The organism is Limnohabitans sp. T6-5, assembly GCF_003063315.1.
In the GTDB taxonomy this organism is placed as follows: domain Bacteria; phylum Pseudomonadota; class Gammaproteobacteria; order Burkholderiales; family Burkholderiaceae_C; genus Limnohabitans_A.
Genome location: NZ_NERV01000002.1, coordinates 765,323 through 785,418 on the forward strand (window position 1 = coordinate 765,323; position 20,096 = coordinate 785,418).

The 20,096-nt window shown below is 60.2% G+C and carries 17 protein-coding genes; 8 read left to right on the forward strand and 9 right to left on the reverse strand.

Features of this window, described 5'->3' with window-relative positions:
• Positions 1-10 precede the first annotated feature (10 nt).
• The 4 genes from B9Z51_RS09330 to B9Z51_RS09345 all read right to left on the reverse strand — a co-directional run bounded on the left by B9Z51_RS09330 (position 11) and on the right by B9Z51_RS09345 (position 5,564).
• Positions 11-940: a branched-chain amino acid ABC transporter permease gene (locus B9Z51_RS09330; protein WP_108373922.1), complete on the reverse strand. Its 930-nt coding sequence runs from the start codon at positions 938-940 to the stop codon at positions 11-13.
• A 187-nt stretch (positions 941-1,127) separates the two neighbouring features.
• Positions 1,128-2,426: a replication-associated recombination protein A gene (locus B9Z51_RS09335; protein WP_108373924.1), complete on the reverse strand. Its 1,299-nt coding sequence runs from the start codon at positions 2,424-2,426 to the stop codon at positions 1,128-1,130.
• 25 nt (positions 2,427-2,451) lie between these two features.
• The gene (lolA, locus tag B9Z51_RS09340) at positions 2,452-3,117 is read right to left on the reverse strand and encodes an outer membrane lipoprotein chaperone LolA (protein ID WP_108373926.1); all 666 of its coding nucleotides are present in this window, start codon (positions 3,115-3,117) and stop codon (positions 2,452-2,454) included.
• A 5-nt stretch (positions 3,118-3,122) separates the two neighbouring features.
• The gene (locus B9Z51_RS09345; protein ID WP_108373928.1) at positions 3,123-5,564 is read right to left on the reverse strand and encodes a DNA translocase FtsK; all 2,442 of its coding nucleotides are present in this window, start codon (positions 5,562-5,564) and stop codon (positions 3,123-3,125) included.
• 152 nt (positions 5,565-5,716) lie between these two features.
• On the opposite strand from B9Z51_RS09345, the gene trxB reads away from it, so the two are divergent.
• From trxB to rpmG, 3 genes are all read left to right on the forward strand, one after another.
• Positions 5,717-6,676, forward strand: coding sequence for a thioredoxin-disulfide reductase (gene trxB, locus B9Z51_RS09350; RefSeq protein ID WP_108373930.1), 960 nt, complete (start codon positions 5,717-5,719; stop codon positions 6,674-6,676).
• Between the two features lie 391 nt (positions 6,677-7,067).
• Positions 7,068-7,301: a 50S ribosomal protein L28 gene (gene rpmB / locus B9Z51_RS09355; RefSeq protein ID WP_026039317.1), complete on the forward strand. Its 234-nt coding sequence runs from the start codon at positions 7,068-7,070 to the stop codon at positions 7,299-7,301.
• 26 nt (positions 7,302-7,327) lie between these two features.
• On the forward strand, positions 7,328-7,498 hold the full coding sequence (gene rpmG, locus B9Z51_RS09360) for a 50S ribosomal protein L33 (RefSeq protein ID WP_006298735.1): 171 nt from the start codon (positions 7,328-7,330) through the stop codon (positions 7,496-7,498).
• Between the two features lie 258 nt (positions 7,499-7,756).
• Here rpmG and B9Z51_RS09365 read toward each other — a convergent pair whose 3' ends face one another.
• Positions 7,757-8,962: a fatty acid desaturase gene (locus B9Z51_RS09365; RefSeq protein WP_108373932.1), complete on the reverse strand. Its 1,206-nt coding sequence runs from the start codon at positions 8,960-8,962 to the stop codon at positions 7,757-7,759.
• 112 nt (positions 8,963-9,074) lie between these two features.
• Positions 9,075-10,367, reverse strand: a complete 1,293-nt coding sequence (locus B9Z51_RS09370; protein WP_108373934.1) for an RsmB/NOP family class I SAM-dependent RNA methyltransferase — start codon at positions 10,365-10,367, stop codon at positions 9,075-9,077.
• Between the two features lie 54 nt (positions 10,368-10,421).
• Between B9Z51_RS09370 and B9Z51_RS09375 the strand changes: the two genes are divergently transcribed.
• Entirely contained in the window at positions 10,422-10,658 is a 237-nt protein-coding gene (locus tag B9Z51_RS09375) for a DUF1653 domain-containing protein (protein ID WP_108373936.1), read from the forward strand.
• Positions 10,659-10,967: 309 nt separating this feature from the next.
• On the opposite strand, the gene purN is transcribed toward B9Z51_RS09375, so the two are convergent.
• The gene (gene purN / locus B9Z51_RS09380) at positions 10,968-11,558 is read right to left on the reverse strand and encodes a phosphoribosylglycinamide formyltransferase (RefSeq protein WP_108373938.1); all 591 of its coding nucleotides are present in this window, start codon (positions 11,556-11,558) and stop codon (positions 10,968-10,970) included.
• 154 nt (positions 11,559-11,712) lie between these two features.
• Here purN and B9Z51_RS09385 point away from each other — a divergent pair, with 154 nt between their 5' ends.
• Both B9Z51_RS09385 and B9Z51_RS09390 read left to right on the forward strand, forming a co-directional pair.
• Entirely contained in the window at positions 11,713-12,894 is a 1,182-nt protein-coding gene (locus B9Z51_RS09385; protein ID WP_108373940.1) for an acyl-CoA dehydrogenase family protein, read from the forward strand.
• 12 nt (positions 12,895-12,906) lie between these two features.
• Positions 12,907-14,022: an acyl-CoA dehydrogenase family protein gene (locus tag B9Z51_RS09390; RefSeq protein WP_108373942.1), complete on the forward strand. Its 1,116-nt coding sequence runs from the start codon at positions 12,907-12,909 to the stop codon at positions 14,020-14,022.
• A 306-nt stretch (positions 14,023-14,328) separates the two neighbouring features.
• Here the strand turns inward: B9Z51_RS09390 and B9Z51_RS09395 are convergent, their stop codons facing one another.
• Positions 14,329-15,225 carry a DNA ligase gene (locus tag B9Z51_RS09395; RefSeq protein ID WP_199227495.1) on the reverse strand — a complete coding sequence of 299 codons (897 nt, stop codon included), beginning with the start codon at positions 15,223-15,225 and terminating at the stop codon, positions 14,329-14,331.
• A gap of 100 nt (positions 15,226-15,325) precedes the next feature.
• Positions 15,326-15,883 (reverse strand): HNH endonuclease, encoded by a 558-nt coding sequence (locus tag B9Z51_RS09400; RefSeq protein WP_108374909.1) that lies wholly within the window; start codon positions 15,881-15,883, stop codon positions 15,326-15,328.
• 186 nt (positions 15,884-16,069) lie between these two features.
• Here B9Z51_RS09400 and B9Z51_RS09405 point away from each other — a divergent pair, with 186 nt between their 5' ends.
• Positions 16,070-17,107: a bifunctional riboflavin kinase/FAD synthetase gene (locus tag B9Z51_RS09405; protein WP_108373944.1), complete on the forward strand. Its 1,038-nt coding sequence runs from the start codon at positions 16,070-16,072 to the stop codon at positions 17,105-17,107.
• Between the two features lie 130 nt (positions 17,108-17,237).
• Positions 17,238-20,093, forward strand: coding sequence for an isoleucine--tRNA ligase (gene ileS, locus B9Z51_RS09410; RefSeq protein WP_108373946.1), 2,856 nt, complete (start codon positions 17,238-17,240; stop codon positions 20,091-20,093).
• Positions 20,094-20,096: the final 3 nt, after the last annotated feature.

Below are 20,096 nucleotides of genomic sequence, written 5' to 3' on the forward strand. Positions count from 1 at the left end.
TTGACCTCCCTCAAGCGCGGTCGGCCACACGTTCACCCATCAGGCCCGAGGGGCGCAGGGTCAACACGATGATCAACACAATGAAAGCAAAAATATCGGTGTAGTGGCTGCCCAGCACCCCGCCCGTCAGATGACCGATGTAGCCTGAACCAATGGCTTCGATCAGGCCCAGCAAAATGCCGCCAATGACCGCACCGGACAAGTTGCCAATGCCGCCAAACACCGCTGCGGTGAAGGCCTTCAGACCGGGCAAAAAGCCCATGGCGTGCTGTGCAGTGCCGTAGTTGGACGCATACATCACGCCAGCAATGGCCGCCAAAATGGCGCCAATCACAAAGGTGGCCGAAATCACCATATCGGGCTTGACCCCCATGAGTCCCGCCACGCGAGGGTTCTCGGCTGTAGCGCGCATGGCACGGCCCAAGCGGGTGTAATTGACAAGCCACATCAGCACAGCCAATGAGACAGCAGTCACACCCAAAATCATGATTTGCGTGGGCGTGATGACCACCCCCCCCATGTTGATGGGCGTGCTTGACAGCAGTGTGGGATACGCCTTGTAGTTGGGCTTCCAGATGATCATGGCCAGGGTTTGCAACAAGATGCTCATGCCGATGGCGGTGATCAGGGGCGCCAATTTGGGGCTGTTGCGCAAGGGACGATAGGCCACTTTTTCAATGGTGAAATTGAGCGCGACGGCCACGACGCAAGCAATCAAAGTAGCCAGAATCAGGATCAGCCATCCCGGGGCCCAAGGCATGGCTTCTTGCATCATGCCGATGGCAGACCAGCTCGTCAGAGCCCCCACCATCAGCACTTCGCCGTGAGCAAAGTTGATCAAGTTGATGATGCCATACACCATGGTGTAGCCCAAGGCCACCAAGGCGTACATGCTGCCCATGACCAGGCCGTTGATGACCTGTTGCAGGAAGACGTCCATATCTATTTCTCCGTGTTTTGACCTGCGCTTAGCAGATCACGCTTCGGTTGTTGTTCTGAAATCAAGAATGACTTTTTGAGTACCCATTGATCACTAGCAAAAACCCCGCCAGATCGTTGGTTCATCGGCGGGGTGGCGGGATTGTAGTGAAAGAAAGGAAGGTGTCAGCATTCATTTCCCTACGGAATTACCCTGCCGCCAAATTCTTCTTTCGCAGTTCTTCCAATTTGTCAGCAATTTTGATTTCCAGACCACGACGAACCGGTCTGTAAAAGCCGGGGTTCGCCATGCCTTCGGGCAGGTAGCGCTCGCCCGCGGCAAAGCCGTCTTCTTCGTCGTGGGCATAGCGGTAACCTTTGCCGTAATCCAGGTCTTTCATCAGCTTGGTGGGGGCATTGCGCAAGTGCATGGGCACCGGGCGCGTGCCGTCTTTTTTCACAAAGGCCCGCGCTTCGTTGTACGCCTTGTAGGCAGCGTTTGACTTGGGCGCCATGGCCAGATAAATCACACATTGGGCCAAAGTCAATTCACCTTCCGGGCTGCCCAGTCGCTCATAGACCTCGGAGGCATCCAGGGCCATGCGCAAGGCGCGAGGGTCGGCCAAGCCCACGTCTTCGCTGGCCATGCGGATCAGGCGGCGCGCCATGTATCGCGGATCGGCACCGCCATCGAGCATGCGCACGAACCAATACAGTGCAGCGTCGGGGTCTGATCCACGCACTGATTTGTGCAAGGCGCTGATGGTGTCGTAAAACTGCTCGCCACCTTTGTCATAGCGGCGCATGCGTTCGCCCAGCACACGCAGCAGCCATTCATCGGTCACGGGATCGATGCCTTGCTGCTTGGCTGCCATTGACAAGGTCTCCAGCGTGTTGAGCATGCGCCGGGCATCGCCATCGGCATACGCCAGCAAACGGCCAAGCGCCTGGGGCTCAATGGGCGGCACAGCTTGTATGGCTTGCGCGCGCAGCACGATGTTTTTCAGATCGTCTTCGCTCAGGGGCTGCAAGACGTACACCGCAGCCCGGGAAAGCAAAGCGGAGTTGACCTCAAAAGACGGGTTTTCGGTGGTCGCCCCAATGAAGGTGAAGAGTCCGCTTTCCACATGCGGCAAAAACGCATCTTGCTGGCTTTTGTTGAAGCGGTGCACCTCATCGACAAACATGATGGTGCGCTGTGGATGCAGGCCAGTGCGGGCCAGCTCGGCTTTTTCCACCGCTTCGCGAATGTCCTTGACGCCCCCCAGCACCGCGCTGATGCTCAGAAATTGGGCGTCAAAGGCATCGGCCATCAAACGCGCGATGGTGGTCTTGCCCACACCAGGTGGCCCCCACAAAATGCAGCTGTGCGGCTGCCCCGATTCGAAGGCCAAACGCAGTGCCATGCCCTCGCCCAGCAAGTGTTGCTGCCCGATCACCTCGCCCAAGTGACGAGGACGCAGGCGCTCGGCCAGTGGCGCGTGGGATGGCAAGGCAGCAGCACTCATGGTGTTCAATGGGAACAAAAGGATATCAAGGACGAATCACATCCACACCAGCGGGCACCCGAAAGACAAAGGTCTGCGCCGCCAGTGCCGGGTTGATCTCAAAAGCGGTAAACGTGAGCACCGAGCGCTGGCCCAGGCTGTCTTGCACATCCAGCACCGACAACTCCACACCTTTGTCGGTGCCGCGCAGACCCACCAGCACAGACTGGATCTGGCCCTCCGTGCTTTTGGGGACCGCCCTGACCCACTGCTGACCGTCTTTGTCGGGTTCGGCCTTGAACTGAAAATCAGCTTTCAAAGCTTCCAAATCAGCCGCAGCGGTCAGCAAAGCAGCTGGCGTAGAACCCAACACCTGGGCCTGCTGACGTGACGTCACCTGGTTCAGATCCACATCGTGCAGCCACAAAGTCTGACCATCGGCCACCAGGGTTTGCACAAAAGGTTTGCGGTAATCAAAGCGGAATTTCCCCGGGCGCTGAAACTCGAACGTGCCACTGGAGGTCTTGACGCGGGGCGGCTGCCCAGCCTTGGCAGGCGATGTGACCGACTGCGTGAACTGCGCCCGCCCAGTGCGGGCCTGCTTCATGAATTGTGACAAGGCTTCCAGCCCATCGGCCTGGGCCAGTGGGCAGCTGATCACCGCCCAAGCTGCGAACAAGCCACTGATCCACCAACGACGAGAAAAAATCATAAGACTCACTCCGCCCGCGCAGGCACCAAAATTTCACGTTGACCACTGCCGCTCATGGCACTGACCAGACCGGCTTTTTCCATGTCTTCCACCAAACGGGCGGCACGGTTGTAGCCGATCTTGAGGTGACGCTGTACCAGCGAAATGCTGGCCTTGCGGTTTTTCAGCACGACTTCGACCGCTTGGTCGTACATCGGGTCTTTTTCACCGTTGTCGCCCCCACTCAGCATGCCGCCGTCGTCATCCGTGGTGCCGCCTTCGAGCACACCCTCAATGTAGTCGGGCTCTCCCTGGCTCTTGAGGTAGGTCACCACGCGGTGGACCTCTTCGTCGCTCACAAAAGCACCGTGCACCCGAATCGGGAAACCCGTGCCACTGGCCATGTACAACATGTCGCCCATGCCCAATAAGGCCTCGGCGCCCATTTGGTCCAGGATGGTTCGGCTGTCGATTTTGGAGCCGACAGAGAACGCGATGCGCGTCGGGATGTTGGCCTTGATCAGTCCGGTGATCACGTCCACGCTGGGTCGCTGGGTGGCCAAAATCAAATGGATGCCAGCGGCACGGGCCTTTTGGGCCAGGCGGGCGATCAACTCTTCGATCTTTTTGCCCACCACCATCATCAAATCGGCCAGCTCGTCGATGACGACGACGATGTGCGGCAAACGCTTGAGCGGTTCCGGATCGTCCGGGGTCAGGCTGAACGGGTTGTAGATGAATTCTTCACGGGCGGTGGCTTCGTCGATCTTGACGTTGTAACCGGCCAGGTTGCGCACGCCCATCTTGCTCATCAGCTTGTAACGCTTTTCCATCTCGGCCACGCACCAATTCAGGCCATTCGCAGCCTGGCGCATGTCGGTCACGACGGGGGCGAGCAAATGCGGAATGCCTTCGTAAACCGACATTTCCAGCATCTTGGGGTCGATCATCAAGAGGCGCACATCGCGGGCTTCGGCCTTGTACAGCAGCGACAGGATCATGGCGTTGATACCCACCGATTTGCCCGAACCCGTGGTGCCAGCCACCAAAACGTGTGGCATTTTGGCCAGATCGGCCACCACCGGGTTGCCAATGATGTCCTTGCCCAAGCCCATGGTCAGCATGGACTTGGCTTCGTGGTAAATCTGAGAACCCAAAATTTCGCTGAGCTTGATTGACTGGCGTTTGGCGTTGGGCAATTCCAGCGCCATGAAGTTCTTGCCGGGAATGGTTTCTATCACCCGGATGGACACCAGGCTGAGCGAACGAGCCAGGTCTTTGGCCAGGTTGACGATCTGCGAGCCCTTGACGCCGATGTCTGGCTCGATCTCATAGCGCGTGATCACTGGCCCGGGCGCGGCCGCCACCACGCGAACTTTGACGCCAAAATCCGACAGCTTTTTCTCAATCAGTCGACTGGTCATTTCCAGCGTTTCGGGTGACACGGTTTCCTGCCGTGAAGTCAAAGCGTCCAGCAGATCAACCTGCGGCAGCTTGCTGTCAGGCAATTCGGTGAACAGCGGTTTTTGGCGCTCCTTGACCACCCGTTCGCTGCGCGGGACTTCCATCACGGCAGGTTCAATCACCCTCGGTGCAGGCGGCGGCACATACACAGCCGCTTGCGGCTCTGGCTGCGGCGCCGGATTTAATGCCGCCTTGCTCGAAGCTTGCGTCGCCGTTGAAGGGGCAAGAATTTCAGCATCCGTGTCCCATTGCGGCTCAATGGCGTGCAGGGGCATGGCTTGCTCGCGCTCACGCAAAGCCTGCTGACCAAGCGCCCAATCTTCCTGAATTTCCCGTTTCTCATGGCGCGACTGGATCAGCGCGTCTATGCGAGCGCCGATGCTTTCTGCCAGCTGCCCCCAGGAAAACCGGAAAACCATCGCCACACCAGCAACCATCAAGGCAATGCTCACCAAAGCCGCCCCCGTGAACCCCAACCAGCGCACACTGGCAGAGCCCACCCAATAGCCCAGCACGCCTCCGCTGGGGCCTGGCAAATAGGCTTCAAGGCGGTACAAGCGAGACCACTCCATGCTGGCACTCGCCGCAAGCAGCAACACCAGCCCCATCCAAAAAGCAAAACGGCTGCGCCGCCATGGCGCTTGCCCGGGCTGCGCGTCTTGAGCCGCAGCACCTCTCATCCAGTCCGCCAGCCCCACCAACCAGGCCCGACCTCCGGCCGCCAGGCACCACCACACTGAATAGCCCAACAGAAAATACGCCAGATCAGCCCCCCAGGCCCCCGCGCGACCGATCCAGTTGTGCACGCCCTGGCCAGCGCCCGAAGTCGACCAGGCTGGATCAGTGGGGTGGTAGCTCCACAAAGCCAGCAGGCACATCAACAGCAGGGCGCCACCCACCACAAGCGCAATTTCTTGCGCAAAACGCGCCCAGAATGTCTTGGGTTCGTCAGGCTGCGCGGCTCGGGCCGTCGGGTTCGTCAAAGTGTGCAATGAATAAGTCATAAATCAGGCGCAAGCTTACCCGATCAGCCTGTTGCGCAAAGCATCTGCAAACCCCCATCTGCCCCTTGCTTTTGACAGTTTCTTACAATGGCGCCTCGTGATGCCCTGCATCCGTTCTGTATTTCCTCTGACTGCTCCAACGATTTCACGCCATGTCCACTCCCACCCAACACGCCAAAGTCCTGATCCTCGGCTCAGGCCCAGCCGGTTACACCGCCGCCGTCTATGCCGCACGCGCCAACCTCAAGCCTTTGCTCATCACCGGCATGGCCCAAGGCGGCCAGCTGATGACCACGACCGAAGTGGACAATTGGCCCGCCGATGTGCACGGCGTGCAAGGCCCCGAGCTGATGCAGCGTTTTCAGGAACACGCCGAGCGTTTCAACACGCAAATCGTGTTTGACCACATCCACACCGTGAAGCTGGACCAGCGCCCCTTCACCCTCATCGGTGACAGCGGCACCTACACCTGTGACAGCTTGATCATTGCCACGGGTGCCTCGGCCAAGTACCTTGGCTTGCCCACCGAAGAAGCCTTCCAGGGTCGTGGCGTGAGCGCCTGCGCCACTTGCGACGGCTTTTTCTACCGTGACCAGGTTTGCTGCGTGGTCGGTGGCGGCAACACCGCCGTGGAGGAAGCGCTGTACCTGTCCAACATCGCCACCAAGGTCTACCTGATCCACCGCCGCGACAAATTCAAGGCCGAGCCCATCTTGGTCGACAAGCTGATGGACAGAGTCGCGGAAGGCAAGATTGAACTCAAAACCTTCAAAACCCTGGAAGAAGTGCTGGGCGACAACACCGGGGTGACCGGCGTGCGCCTAAAAAGCACCGTGGACGGATCCACCGAAGATGTCGCCCTCAAAGGCTGCTTCATCGCCATTGGCCATTCACCCAACACCGACATCTTTCAGGGTCAATTGACGCTGGAAAACGGCTACATCGTGACCCAAGGCGGTCTCAAGGGCTTTGCCACCCAAACCTCGGTGCCCGGCGTGTTTGCCGCAGGTGATGTGCAAGACCATGTCTATCGCCAGGCCATCACCAGCGCTGGCACGGGTTGCATGGCTGCGCTCGATGCACAACGATTTTTGGAGCAAAACAACGGTTGAGCTTGGTTCGGAAGTTGCCAGGGTGCGCTGTTGCGCACCGGCTGAAAACCACTTGCTTGGGCATCATCCCGGACGTTACGGGTGCCTGCCGGTGTTCACAGGCGCTTCGCTTTGCCACATCACCCCGACAGACACCCGCAACGTCCAATGAACTGTCTCGGTCGAACCCCCAGAAATGCGACCCGCCTCAAGGTTCGGCCATGGGCACCGCTTTCTGGTTATAATTCAAGGCTTTGCTGGATCTGCCTGGACTCTTCGCCCGGGATCACAGATACAGCGATCTGGGATACCGCCACCCATCTTGGCGAGGTGAGGCTGGAGCGCCAGGCCCCATGCAAGTGAGCATGAGACCCATCGGCACCAGCTGTTTTAAAAGTATCGGAGTGTCCACATGGCACGCGTTTGCGACGTAACGGGCAAAGGCCCAATGACGGGAAACAACGTTTCCCACGCCAACAACAAAACCAAGCGCCGGTTCCTGCCGAACCTGCAATACCGTCGTTTCTGGGTTGAAACAGAAAACCGTTGGGTGCGTCTGCGCGTTTCCAGCGCTGCTCTGCGCCTGATCGACAAAAACGGCATCGATGCCGTGCTCGCAGACCTGCGTGCACGCGGTCAAGCCTAAACCCAGAACATTAGGAGTCATACACCATGGCAACCAAAGGCGGACGCGAAAAAATCAAGCTGGAATCCACAGCTGGCACTGGTCACTTCTACACGACCAGCAAAAACAAGAAAACCATGCCCGAGAAAATGTCGATCATGAAGTTCGACCCCAAAGCTCGCAAGCACGTTGAATACAAGGAAATCAAGCTGAAGTAATTCAGCCTGAGCCTTGCAACAAAAAACCCGCTGTTCACACAGCGGGTTTTTTTATGCCCAAAACAGGGGTGAAGGCTGTCTGGCGGTCGAAGTCTCCGACACAGGCTTGCCCGCCATCCACACCTGTGTTGGCATGTACCCCTGGGGCGCCAACAACGTCGGACTCTTCGAGTACCGACCTACGAGGCCGCGACCAGCCCCCCCGAAAAAGCAAACAGGGCCCGAAGGCCCTGTTGCTGAATGGACATGGAAAATGTCTCAGGCGGTCTGGCGCACTGCGCGCAACTTAACCGAGAAATCACGCAAGGCAGCAATACCGCTTTCCTCGGCACGGCGGCACCAGGCTTGCAAATCAGCGGCCAATTGCTCGCGCGAGTGCGAGGTGTTGAGCCAGATCTGGCTGAGCTCTTCACGCATCTGCACCATCTTGTCGAGCACCGGGCTGGCTGCGCGGGCCTGCTTGAGCTGAGCTTGCGCATCAGCGGGCACCTTGGCCGCATCGCGGTGCAACCAGCGCTTGGCCGCTTGCTGCACATTGGCATCCAGCTTGCTTGCTTCTTGTTGCATCACGGCGCGCAAATTGCGGGCATAGCCAGCCATGACTTCGTAGCGGTTGGCGATCAAGGCCTCCAAGGTCTTTTCATCGGCCACAGGACGGATGTCGCCGTAAGCCAAACGCGGGGGCGTCTTCTTGACCGTGGCCAGCCCCACAGTTTCCAGCATGCGGATGTACAACCAGCCGATGTCGAATTCGTAAGGCTTGACCGACAGTTTGGCCGATGTGGGATAGGTGTGGTGGTTGTTGTGCAACTCTTCGCCACCAATCAAGATGCCCCAAGGCGAGATGTTGGTGCTGGCATCGTGCGCTTCGAAATTGCGGTAACCCCAGTAATGCGCAGCGCCGTTGATGATGCCTGCGGCGGTGATTGGAATCCAGGCCATTTGCACGGCCCAGACCGTCAAGCCAATGAAACCAAACAAGGCCACATCAATGATCAACATCAAAGCCACGCCCTGCCAGGAAAAGCGGGTGTACAGGTTGCGCTCGATCCAGTCATCGGGTGTGCCATGGCCATAACGCTTCATGGTGTCCAGGTTCTTGGATTCCTTGCGGTACAGCTCAGCACCGGTGAACAACACCGTTTTGATGCCGTACACGTGCGGGCTGTGCGGGTCTTCGGCTTGCTCGCACTTGGCATGGTGCTTGCGGTGAATCGCGGCCCACTCCTTGGTCACCTGGCCGGTAGTGAGCCACAGCCAGAAACGGAAAAAGTGCGAAGGAATCGCATGCAAGTCCAAAGCGCGGTGCGCTTGGTGACGGTGCAAGAAGATGGTGACGCTGGCAATGGTGATGTGGGTCAGGCCCAAGGTGACCAACACAATTTGCCACCAAGCCAAGTCAAACAGGCCGTGGCCCATCCACTGAACCACCGCATCCAAAAAAGCCCAATCAGGCAATAACATGAGTCTGTCTTTCTACTGAAGCCTGATTTCAGGCAATTTGTCGATTTTAAGTTTTTCGCGCTGAAAAAGACAGTGTTTTCAACTGTCTCAATCACATTTGATCCCAAAAAGATTACTTTCTGACCCAAACCGCGGCAAAGAATCCATCTGTACCGTGTCGATGCGGCCACAGCCTCAAGTACTCACCCGCCGGCTGGGGAGCGGCTGAATCCGTGACTTCTGGCGTGCACAAAGCAGCCGCCTCGGGCACTTTGAGTCGTTCCAACTCCTGAGCCACATTCAAAGGAATGAAATCAGGATTGGCCGCGCTGAAGGCTTGCGCAATCAACTCGTTTTCTTCGGGCAACACGCTGCAAGTGGCATACACCAAGCGGCCGCCCGACTTGACCATGCGCGAAGCGCTTTGCAAGATGGCCTGTTGTTTCTCGGTCAACTCCTGCACAGCTTGGGGCTTTTGGCGCCACTTCAAGTCCGGGTTGCGACGCAAGGTGCCCAGCCCAGAACAAGGCGCATCGACCAAAACGCGGTCGATCTTGCCTGCCAGACGCTTGACGCGCTCATCGCGCTCGTGCGCGATCGCTGCCGGGTGCACGTTGGACAGACCACTGCGCGCCATGCGCGGCTTGAGCGCATCCAGGCGGTGCCCCGACACATCAAACGCATACAGGCGGCCCGTGCTGCGCATCGACGCTCCCAGCGCCAGGGTCTTGCCACCGGCGCCCGCACAAAAATCGACCACCATCTCACCGCGATGGGCATCGACCAGCAAAGCCAGCAGTTGCGAGCCTTCGTCTTGCACTTCGATGGCGCCACGTGTAAAAGCGTCGGTCTTTTGCAAGGCAGGCTTGCCCTCCAGGCGCAAACCCCAGGGCGAATAAGGGGTGGGCTTGGACGGGATGCCCGCCTGGGTCAGCTCTTTTTGAATGTCGCTGCGCTTGGCCTGGAAAGTGTTCACGCGCAAGTCGAGCGTGCCGGGCTGCTGAAGGTTTTCAGCCAGCGCCCAGAAGTCCTCACCCAGCTGGGCTTGCAGGGCTTTGGCCATCCACTCGGGCAAGTTGTGGCGATGCGGGGCCATCAAGGCATCGGCCGGAATGGCGTCGCAAGTGGCCAGCCATTGCTTTTCGGTGTCGTTCAACGCTGCGGCCAAAAAGTCGCGGGGGCCGAAGAAACCCAGGATGGCCAGCTTGCGCTCTTTGGGGCCGGAGCCCGAGCGGGCCAGCTGTTCAAACAAGAGCTTCTTGCGCAACACTGCAAAAGCGGTTTCGGCCAGGGTCGCACGCTCGCGCGGGCCCAGCGAGCGGTGTTCACGGAAATAGCGCGACACCACAGCGTCGGCGGGATGTTCAAATTGGAGAACCAGCCTGACCAGATCGGCGCAGGCGTCTAAAAGGGCTTTTGGATGCATGGGGCGTATTGTCCCATCCCTGTCCATGCCGCCCAGAACCCCCAAAGGAAATCCATGTCAGAAACGCTGCAGCCCTTGATCGAAACCCCCAAGGGCCTCTACAAACATTACAAAGGGGGCCAGTACCGCGTGCTGGGCACCGTGCGGCACAGCGAAGATCTGCAGCCCATGACGCTTTACCAGGCCCTCTATGGCGAACAAGGCCTGTGGGTGCGGCCTGCGGCCATGTTTTTGGAAGTGGCCAAGTTCAACGGAAAAGTACAGCCTCGCTTTGAACGCATCGGCGATTGAACATTTTGCAGGTTGATGGCCTCAGCTCGAAGATCTCGGCCCCGGCGCAGAACCATGTCGGGTCTGAAGCCGCAGATCAAGTCTCTGGCTTTTGTAGGCCGGCATTCGCAGAGCGGGCATTTGTCGGGGTCTTCGACCTCCGACCTATAGATCCGGCGCTGTGAAGTTTGAAGTGAAAGGCTTTTCTTGGCATAGCGATCAGTGTGGGAGCCCCGCCCTCGGGGCGATGGGTAGTGGTCTGCGAGGCTCAATCGCGGCGAGGGCGCCGCTCCCACAAAAAAGCGTTCATGCAAACTTCATCGGGCCGGATCAATACGAAGGCAGATTACGGAAAAATTCAGCGACCGAGCGCGGATAAATCAGGTGCTCTTGCGTCAAAACACGGGCAGCCAGCACCTCCGCCGTGTCATCGAACAGCACAGGCACCACCGCTTGCGCCAGGATGGGGCCGTGGTCGAGGTCGGCCGTGACCTGGTGCACTGTGGCCCCCGCGAATTGGCAACCTGCATCAATGGCCCGCTGGTGGGTGTTCAAGCCCGGAAAAGCGGGCAACAAAGATGGGTGAATATTGATCAAGCGCCCTGCATAATGCGCCACAAAACCAGGCGTCAAGATGCGCATGAACCCGGCCAGCACCACCAATTCGGGCGAAAAAAGGTCAATTTCGGCCATCAAGGCCGCGTCAAAGTCTTCGCGGCTGGCAAACGACTTGTGGTCCAAAACGCTCGTTGCAATGCCGTGCGCCTTGGCCATCTCAAGGCCTGCGGCATCGGCCTTGTTGCTGATCACGGCCGCCACCCGGGCATTCAAGCGCTCAGACCACCGCTCTTGCTCGGCAGCACGCACGATGGCCGCCATGTTGGAGCCCGATCCGGAAATCAAAATGACAATGTTTTTCATGTGTGCGCGGATTATCCCAGCACACCCCCTGCAAACCCTTGTTTGTCGCACCTAAGACATGGGCACACGCCTGCCGCGTGATAAAAAGCACGGTCGTTTGATTTTGTTTGCACAGCGCTACAAATAACACTTACCCCAACGGAGAAATTCCCCCATGGATTTGGCATTCACCCCCGAAGAACTCGCGTTCCGCGACGAAGTTCGCACCTGGGTCAAGGCAAATTTGCCGACCGAGCTTTCGCACAAAGTGCACAACGCCATGCGCCTGACGCGTGACGACATGCAATCCTGGGCCAAGATCCTGGGCAAAAAAGGCTGGCTGGGCTACGGTTGGCCCAAGCAGTTTGGTGGCCCCGGTTGGACCGCCGTGCAAAAGCATTTGTTCGAAGAAGAATGCGCCTTGGCTGGCGCCCCCCGCGTGGTGCCTTTTGGCCCCGTCATGGTGGCCCCGGTGATCATGGCTTTCGGCAATGCCGAGCAGCAGCAGCGCTTCTTGCCCGGCATCGCCAGCGGCGAAGTCTGGTGGAGCCAGGGCTACAGCGAGCCGGGCTCCGGCTCTGACCTGGCCTCCCTCAAGACCCGCGCTGAGCGCCAAGGCGACAAATACATCGTCAACGGCCAGAAGACCTGGACCACCTTGGGCCAGTTTGGCGAGTGGATCTTCTGCTTGGTGCGCACCAGCACCGAAGGCAAGCCACAAACCGGCATCTCCTTCTTGCTGATCGACATGAAGTCGCCCGGGATAACCGTGCGTCCCATCAAACTGCTCGACGGCGAGTGCGAGGTCAACGAAGTCTGGTTTGACAACGTCGAAGTGCCCGCCGAAAACCTGATCGGCGAAGAAAACAAGGGCTGGAACTACGCCAAGCACCTGCTGGCCCACGAGCGCACCAACATCGCCGACGTGAACCGCGCCAAGCGCGAGTTGGAGCGCTTGAAGCGCATCGCCAAGGCCGAAGGCGTCTACGACGACCTGCGCTTCCGTGACGAAATCGCCAAACTCGAAGTCGACATCGTCGCCCTTGAAATGCTGGTATTGCGCGTCCTGTCGGCCGAAAAGTCCGGCAAGAACTCGCTCGACATCGCGGGTCTGCTCAAGATCAAGGGCAGCGAAATCCAGCAGCGCTACACCGAGCTGATGATGCAAGCCGCTGGGCCTTTTGCCCTGCCCTGCATCTTCGAAGCGATGGACGCCGGCTGGCAAGGCAACTTCCCCGGGGGCACCCTGGCCAACGCACCCCTGGCCGCCAACTACTTCAACATGCGCAAGACCACCATCTACGGCGGCAGCAACGAAGTGCAACGCAACATCGTCGCCCAGACAGTTCTGGGTTAAGGAGAGACACACATGGATTTCGATTTTTCTGACGACCAAGAACAACTGCGCGACGCGGTGCGCAAATGGGTGGACAAGGGCTACGACTTTGACCGTCGCCGCGCTATCGTGGCCGCTGGGGGTTTTGACCGCGCCGCCTACACCGAGCTGGCCGAACTGGGCCTGACGGGCCTGTATGTGAGTGAAGACAACGGCGGTATGGGCATGGGCCCGACCGAGGCCATGGTGACCATGGAAGAACTCGGCCGCGGCATCGTGCTCGAGCCCCTGACCCAAACCCTGATCACCAGCGCCACACTGCAAACCCACGCGCCTGCAGCCTTGCAAGCCGCTTGGCTGCCCCGCATGGCCAGTGGCGAAGCCATCGTTGTGCTGGCGCACCAAGAGCGCTCGGCCCGCTACCAACTGAACCGCTGCGCTGCACAGGCCAGCGAGTCGGGTGGTGCATGGACCGTGACTGGCACCAAGAGTGTGGTGGCCGTGGGCGACCAAGCGGACGCCTTTGTGGTGCCAGCCATGGCCAATGGTCAACTGGCCCTCTTCCTGGTCGAGCGCAGCGCCAGCGGTGTCAGCACCCAGGCCTACGTCACGCAAGACGGTTCACGCGCCGCCGAAGTGGTGCTCAGCAAGGCCCCTGCCCAGCTGATCACCCTGAACGGCATGACTGCACTCGAAGAAGCCGTGGACATTGGCATCGCCAGTGTGTGTGCCGAAGCCGTCGGCGTGATGGACAAGACCCTGGCCATCACCGTGGACTACCTCAACACCCGCAAGCAATTCGGTGTGGTGATTGCCAGCTTCCAAGCCCTGCGCCACCGCGTCTCGGACATGAAGATGCAATTGGAGTTGGCCCGCTCCATGAGCTACTACGCCACGCTCAAGCTGCACGCGCCAGCTGAAGAGCGCCGCCGCGCCATGGCCCGCGCCAAGTACCAGCTGGGCGTGTCCATGCGCTTCATCGGCCAGCAGGCTGTGCAGCTGCACGGCGGCATTGCGGTCACGGACGAGTACATCGTGAGCCACTACTTCAAGAAATTGACGCAACTGGACATGACGTTTGGCGACACCCTGCACCAGCTGGGTGAAGTGTCGGCCAGGATGCAGGAAACCGCTGGCGTCTTCGCCTGAACTTGGATCATTTGTCGGGGCTGAAGCCACCGACCTGCGCGTTGTTTGCAGGTTGGCGGTCGAAGACCCCGACGTGCTGGCTCAAGCCCTCTCGCTCATGCGGGGAATAGCGGTAAATCGACCCAACGTCGGACTCTGCGAGTACCGACCTACGGGGTATTTGTAGCTCGGCAGACGAAGAACAGCATTTAGGTTCGCGGTCAAAGGACCGCATTTGTAGGTCGGTGGTCGAAGACCCCGACATAGGCCTACACCAAGCCCACCAACGGCGGAACTGAAACCACCTACAAGATCCAGGTCATCGGGTCATTCCGGGTCTCGAACCCGCACAAAGCTGGCAAAGCGTGGTAAGCCTGTCGGGGTTCGATCACGGTAGCGGTAGGTCACCCAAGCCCCCACAGGTGGTGGCTCACGGCGCAGGGCATCGCTCAGGCCTGCGCCCAATGCAAATCGCTGGCCAGAAGGCATCTGCACCAGCAAAGCACCGGTCTGCCCGTGCAAGCGGCCTTTGCCGGGCTGATAACCCAGCACCTGCCCTTCTTCATCGGGTTCAGGCTTGAATTTGAACAAGGCAGCGCGCGGGCCTTCGCTGCGTCCGGCCCGCCACAAGGCATCTGCCCGGTGCAATACCAGCCCCTCACCTCCTTGCTGCACGACTTCGCGCAAACGCATCGCCAAAGTCGTGGCATCTGGCACCGTCGTTTGCGCCACAGGCTTCAACCAAGGCACATGGGCGGCATCCAGGGCTTGAGCCATCAGTCCCACGCGCCTGGCAAACGGCTCGTTCCAACCTGGCGCATCAAACACCCAATATTGAATACGGCGCCACTCGTCCTCATCTGGCACCGCCTTGCGCACCGCGCCCGAGACGCGGTCAAACTGGCCGCGTCCCATCCACAACTCGCCATCCAGTGGCAGCGGGGGCAATGCGGCCAAAAACCAGGAGGGGGCAGCGATCAGCCGCCCACTGCGAAAGCGCAAAACCTGCCCGTCCCAAACGGCGCGCACACCATCGAACTTTTCGCTGACCAGATAGCCCCGGGGGGTGCGCCCTTGCGGCCAGACAGCGGCCAGTTGGACCCGCTCCCCATCGGCTGCAGCCGCTGACCCCGCTGTCGCCAACCAGGGGCTGGCTGACCACAGCAACACTTGTCGCCGCGAAACAAGCGGCGCAGCCCCTTGCACAGACATAGACATGGACATGATCGGTCTCCCTGAAGGCGCTTGGGGCATGGCCCAGGCCTTGTTGTTTTTCAGGAAGCCATGATGCGGCGATTCAAGCGCCACCGCAAGCGCCCGCGGGTCAAACCAGCAAACGCGACGTCTTGGGCACATGGGCCATCAAAAACTCCATCTGGTCACTCAGGATGCGGCGGTTGCGCAAGATGAAGTCTTCCCACAGGCTGGGCACATAGGGCGCGTACAGCAAGGGCATCTTGGCCTGCTCGGGCGTGCGGCTGCTTTTGCGGTGGTTGCACGAGCGGCAGGCGGTGACCACATTCATCCAGTGGTCAGGCCCGTTCTGGCACAGGGGCACGATGTGCTCTCGGGTCAGGTCTGCTTCATCAAAATTACCACCGCAATAGGCGCACACATTGCGATCACGAACAAACAGCTTGGAATTGGACAACCCCGGACGCAGATTAAACGGGTTGATGCGCGGCACGCCCTGGGTGCCAATGATGCTGTTGACGGTGATGATGGATTGCTCGCCCGTGATGGCGTTGTGCCCCCCTCGAAACACCGCCACTTGCCCGCCCACTTCCCAGCGCACCTCGTCGGCGGCGTAATGCGTGACGGCTTGCTCCAGCGAAATCCACGACTGGGGCAGCCCTTGGGCAGAGAGTTTCAAGACCTTCACAAACGACTCCTTGGCACAGGTGCACAGCACGGACATGGAAACGGGACTGTCTCGATCCGGTCAGGCCAGGCGTGGTGCCGGAGCTTGGACGGAGCGGGCTCAGTCACAATATACCCTTTGAATTTCTCAAAACCGTGACAAGGGCCAAAAGCCCCAAGTCCAGCACACCACAACGGCTCCAGCACCATGAAGGTTTTCCGCGGCTTCCACCACCCCGACTTGGCTCCTGCCTGCGCCCTGACCATTGGCAACTTCGACGGCGTGCACCGGGGCCACCAGGCCATGCTGGCGCTCTTGCGCAGTGAAGCCGCTCACCGGGGCGTGCCCAGCTGCGTGATGACCTTCGAGCCGCACCCGCGAGACTACTTTGCCAAGGCCCTGAACAAGCCCGAACTGGCTCCCGCCCGCATCGCCACTCTGCGCGACAAACTGCAAGAACTCGAGCGCTGTGGCGTCGACCAAGTGGTGGTTTTGCCCTTTGACGCTCGGCTGGCCAGCCAGTCACCCCAAGACTTCATTGAGCAGGTGCTGGTGCGCGGCCTGGGCGTGCGTTATGTGCTGGTGGGCGACGATTTCCGATTTGGTGCCAAACGGGCCGGCGACTACGCCATGCTCGACGCCGCAGGCCAGCGCTTGGGATTTGACGTAGCCCGCATGAACAGCTACGAGGTGCGCGGCCTGCGCGTGTCCAGCTCGGCCGTGCGCGATGCGCTGGCCAAAGGCGACCTGCCCGCGGTGCACGCCCTGCTGGGCCGCCCCTACAGCATCAGCGGCCATGTGGTGCACGGGCGCAAGTTGGGCCGCGAATTGGCCGCCACAGCCCAAGGCGCAGGCGACGGCTTTCGGACCCTGAATTTGCGTTTCTCGCACTGGAAGCCTGCCGCCAGCGGCATCTTTGTGGTGCAGGTGCACGGCTTGGCCGATCAGCCCTTGAAGGGCGTGGCCAATCTGGGCATCCGCCCCTCGCTGGACCCGAATGACGTCAACGGCGGGCGCGTTCTGCTGGAGACCCACGCCTTCGACTGGCCCGCCCAACTGGGGGCCGAGGGGGGCTACGGTAAAATCATCCGCGTGGACTTGCTGCATAAATTACACGACGAACTCAAATACGACGGTCTGGACGCCCTGACAAAGGGCATTGCCAAAGACTGCGACGACGCACAGGCGTGGTTTGCCTCCCGTCATGGTGAAACCAGCCGCCAAACCACCCGCGACCGAATTTGACGCTCCGGCCCTCGTTTGCCGCCTTCGACAGGCTCAGGGCAAACGACTTCAACGGCCCACCCCCATCAATCTCTCCGAACGGCCCACCGATCGGGCTGAGCTTGTCGAAGCCCTCTCGACTTGACGCACCATGACCGACAAAACCCAGAACCCCGACACCCACATCAACATGATGGACACCCCCTTCCCGATGCGCGGCGACCTGCCCAAGCGCGAGCCGGGCTGGGTGAGCGAGTGGAACGACGGTGGTTTGTACAAAAAACTGCGCGCTGCCCGCCAAGGCGCCCCACTGTTCGTGTTGCACGACGGCCCGCCCTATGCCAACGGCAAGCTGCACATCGGCCACGCGCTGAATAAAGTGCTCAAAGACATGATCGTCAAGTCCAAGCAACTCGCTGGCTTTGACGCGCAATACATCCCCGGCTGGGACTGCCACGGCCTGCCCATCGAAAACGCGATTGAAAAATTACACGGCCGCAAGCTCAGCCGCGACGACATGCAGGCCAAGAGCCGTGCCTTCGCCACCGAACAAATTGACCAACAACGCGAAGACTTCAAGCGCCTGGGCGTGCTGGGCGACTGGGAGCGCCCTTACCGCACCATGGACTTCGCCAACGAAGCCGGTGAAATCCGCGCCTTCAAACGCGTGATCGAGCGCGGTTTTGTCTACCGTGGCCTCAAGCCCGTTTACTGGTGCTTTGACTGCGGCTCATCGCTGGCCGAGTTCGAGATCGAATACCAGGACAAGCAAAGCGACACACTGGATGTGGCCTTTGAAACCGACGACGCTGCCAAGCTTGCCGCCGCCTTTGGCCTCACGTCCCTTCCCGCGGGCCAAAGCGGCTTCGCCGTGATTTGGACCACCACCGCCTGGACCATCCCCGCCAACCAGGCCCTGAATGCCCACCCCGAGCTGACCTACGCCTTGGTGCAAACCGACAAGGGCTGCCTGGTGCTGGCCGAGTCGCTGGTGGACAAATGCCTAGAGCGCTTTGGTCTGCAAGGCGGCACCGTGCTGGCCACGGCCAAAGGCACGGCGCTGGGCGGCCTGAATTTCCGCCACCCGCTGTACGACGTGGATGCAGGCTACAAGCGCCTCTCGCCCGTGTACTTGGCCGAATACGTCAGCGACAGCGACGGCACGGGCCTGGTGCACTCCTCGCCCGCTTACGGCGTGGACGACTTCAACTCCTGCATCGCCAACGGCCTGAAGTACGACGACATCCTGAACCCGGTGCAAGGCAACGGCACCTATGCCGAAGACTTCCCGCTGTTTGGCGGGCTACACATTTGGAAAGCCATCCCTGTGGTGCTGGACGCGCTGCGCAATGCAGGCCGCCTGATGTCCACCGTGACCATCACCCACAGCTACCCGCACTGCTGGCGCCACAAAACGCCCGTCATCTACCGCGCTGCCGCTCAGTGGTTTGTGCGCATGGACGAGGGCGAAGGTGTGTTCACCTCCGACAAAGCGCCCAAGACCCTGCGCCAGCTGGCGCTCGACGCGATCGAAGACACCAGCTTCTACCCCGAAAACGGCAAAACCCGCCTGCGCGACATGATCGCCAACCGCCCCGACTGGTGCATCTCGCGCCAGCGCAGCTGGGGCGTGCCCGTGCCGTTCTTTTTGCACAAGGACTCGGGCGAACTGCACCCGAACACCATGGCCATCCTGGACCAAGCCGCTGACATCGTCGAAAAAGGCGGAATCGAAGCCTGGAGCCGCGTGACGGTGGAAGAGATTTTGGGTGCGGCCGATGCGCCCAGCTACACCAAGAGCACCGACATCCTGGAAGTCTGGTTCGACTCCGGCTCCACCTTCCAGCATGTGCTGCGCACCAGCCACAAAGACGCTTACGGCGTGGCGCCCTTCCATGCAGAGGGCCCTGAAGCCGACCTGTACCTCGAAGGCCACGACCAGCACCGGGGCTGGTTCCACAGCTCACTGTTGCTGGGCTGCGCCCTGTACGGCCGCGCACCCTACAAGGGCCTGCTGACCCACGGCTTTGCCACCGACGGCCAAGGCCGCAAGATGAGCAAGTCGCTGGGCAACACCGTGGAGCCGCAAACCATCACCTCCAAAATGGGCGCAGAAATCGTGCGCCTGTGGGTGGCCAGCACCGATTACTCGGGCGACCTGAACATCGACGACAAGATCCTCGCCCGCGTGGTGGACTCGTACCGCCGCGTGCGCAACACGCTGCGCTTCTTGATGGCCAACGTGAGTGACTTTGACCCAGCGACAGACGCCGTGGCCGACAGCGAGTTGCTGGAGATCGACCGCTTCGCGCTGGCCCGTGCCGCGCAACTGCAAGCAGACATCCGCGCCCACTTTGACGTGTACGAGTTCCACCCCGTGGTCTCCAAGCTGCAAATTTATTGCTCGGAAGACCTGGGCGCGTTTTATCTGGACGTGCTCAAGGACCGCCTGTACACCACAGCGCCCAAGTCGCTGGCTCGCCGCAGTGCGCAGACTGCGCTTTACCGCATCACCCACGGCATGCTGCGCTGGATGGCACCGTTCTTGTCGTTCACGGCTGAAGAAGCTTGGACCACATTCGGCACATCGGAATCCATCTTCATGGAAACCTTCAGCGACTTTGGTCAGGCCGATGAAGCGCTTTTGGCCAAGTGGAGCCGCATCCGCGAAATCCGCGACCTGGCCAACAAAGACATCGAAAACCTGCGTGCTGCAGGCCAAGTGGGCGCATCCCTGCAAGCCGAAATCACCTTGACTGCACCGGCTGCTGACCACGCCCTGCTGGCCAGCTTGGGCGCGGACATCAAGTTCGTGTTCATCACGTCCAAAGTGACGCTCCAGGCAGGCGACGCCCTGACCGTGCAAGTGACGCCCAGCCAAGCCACCAAGTGCGAACGCTGCTGGCACTACACCGACGACGTGGGCCACGACGCCGCCCACCCCACCATTTGCGGTCGCTGCGTGAGCAATCTGCACGGCGCTGGCGAAACCCGCCACGCCGCCTGAGGA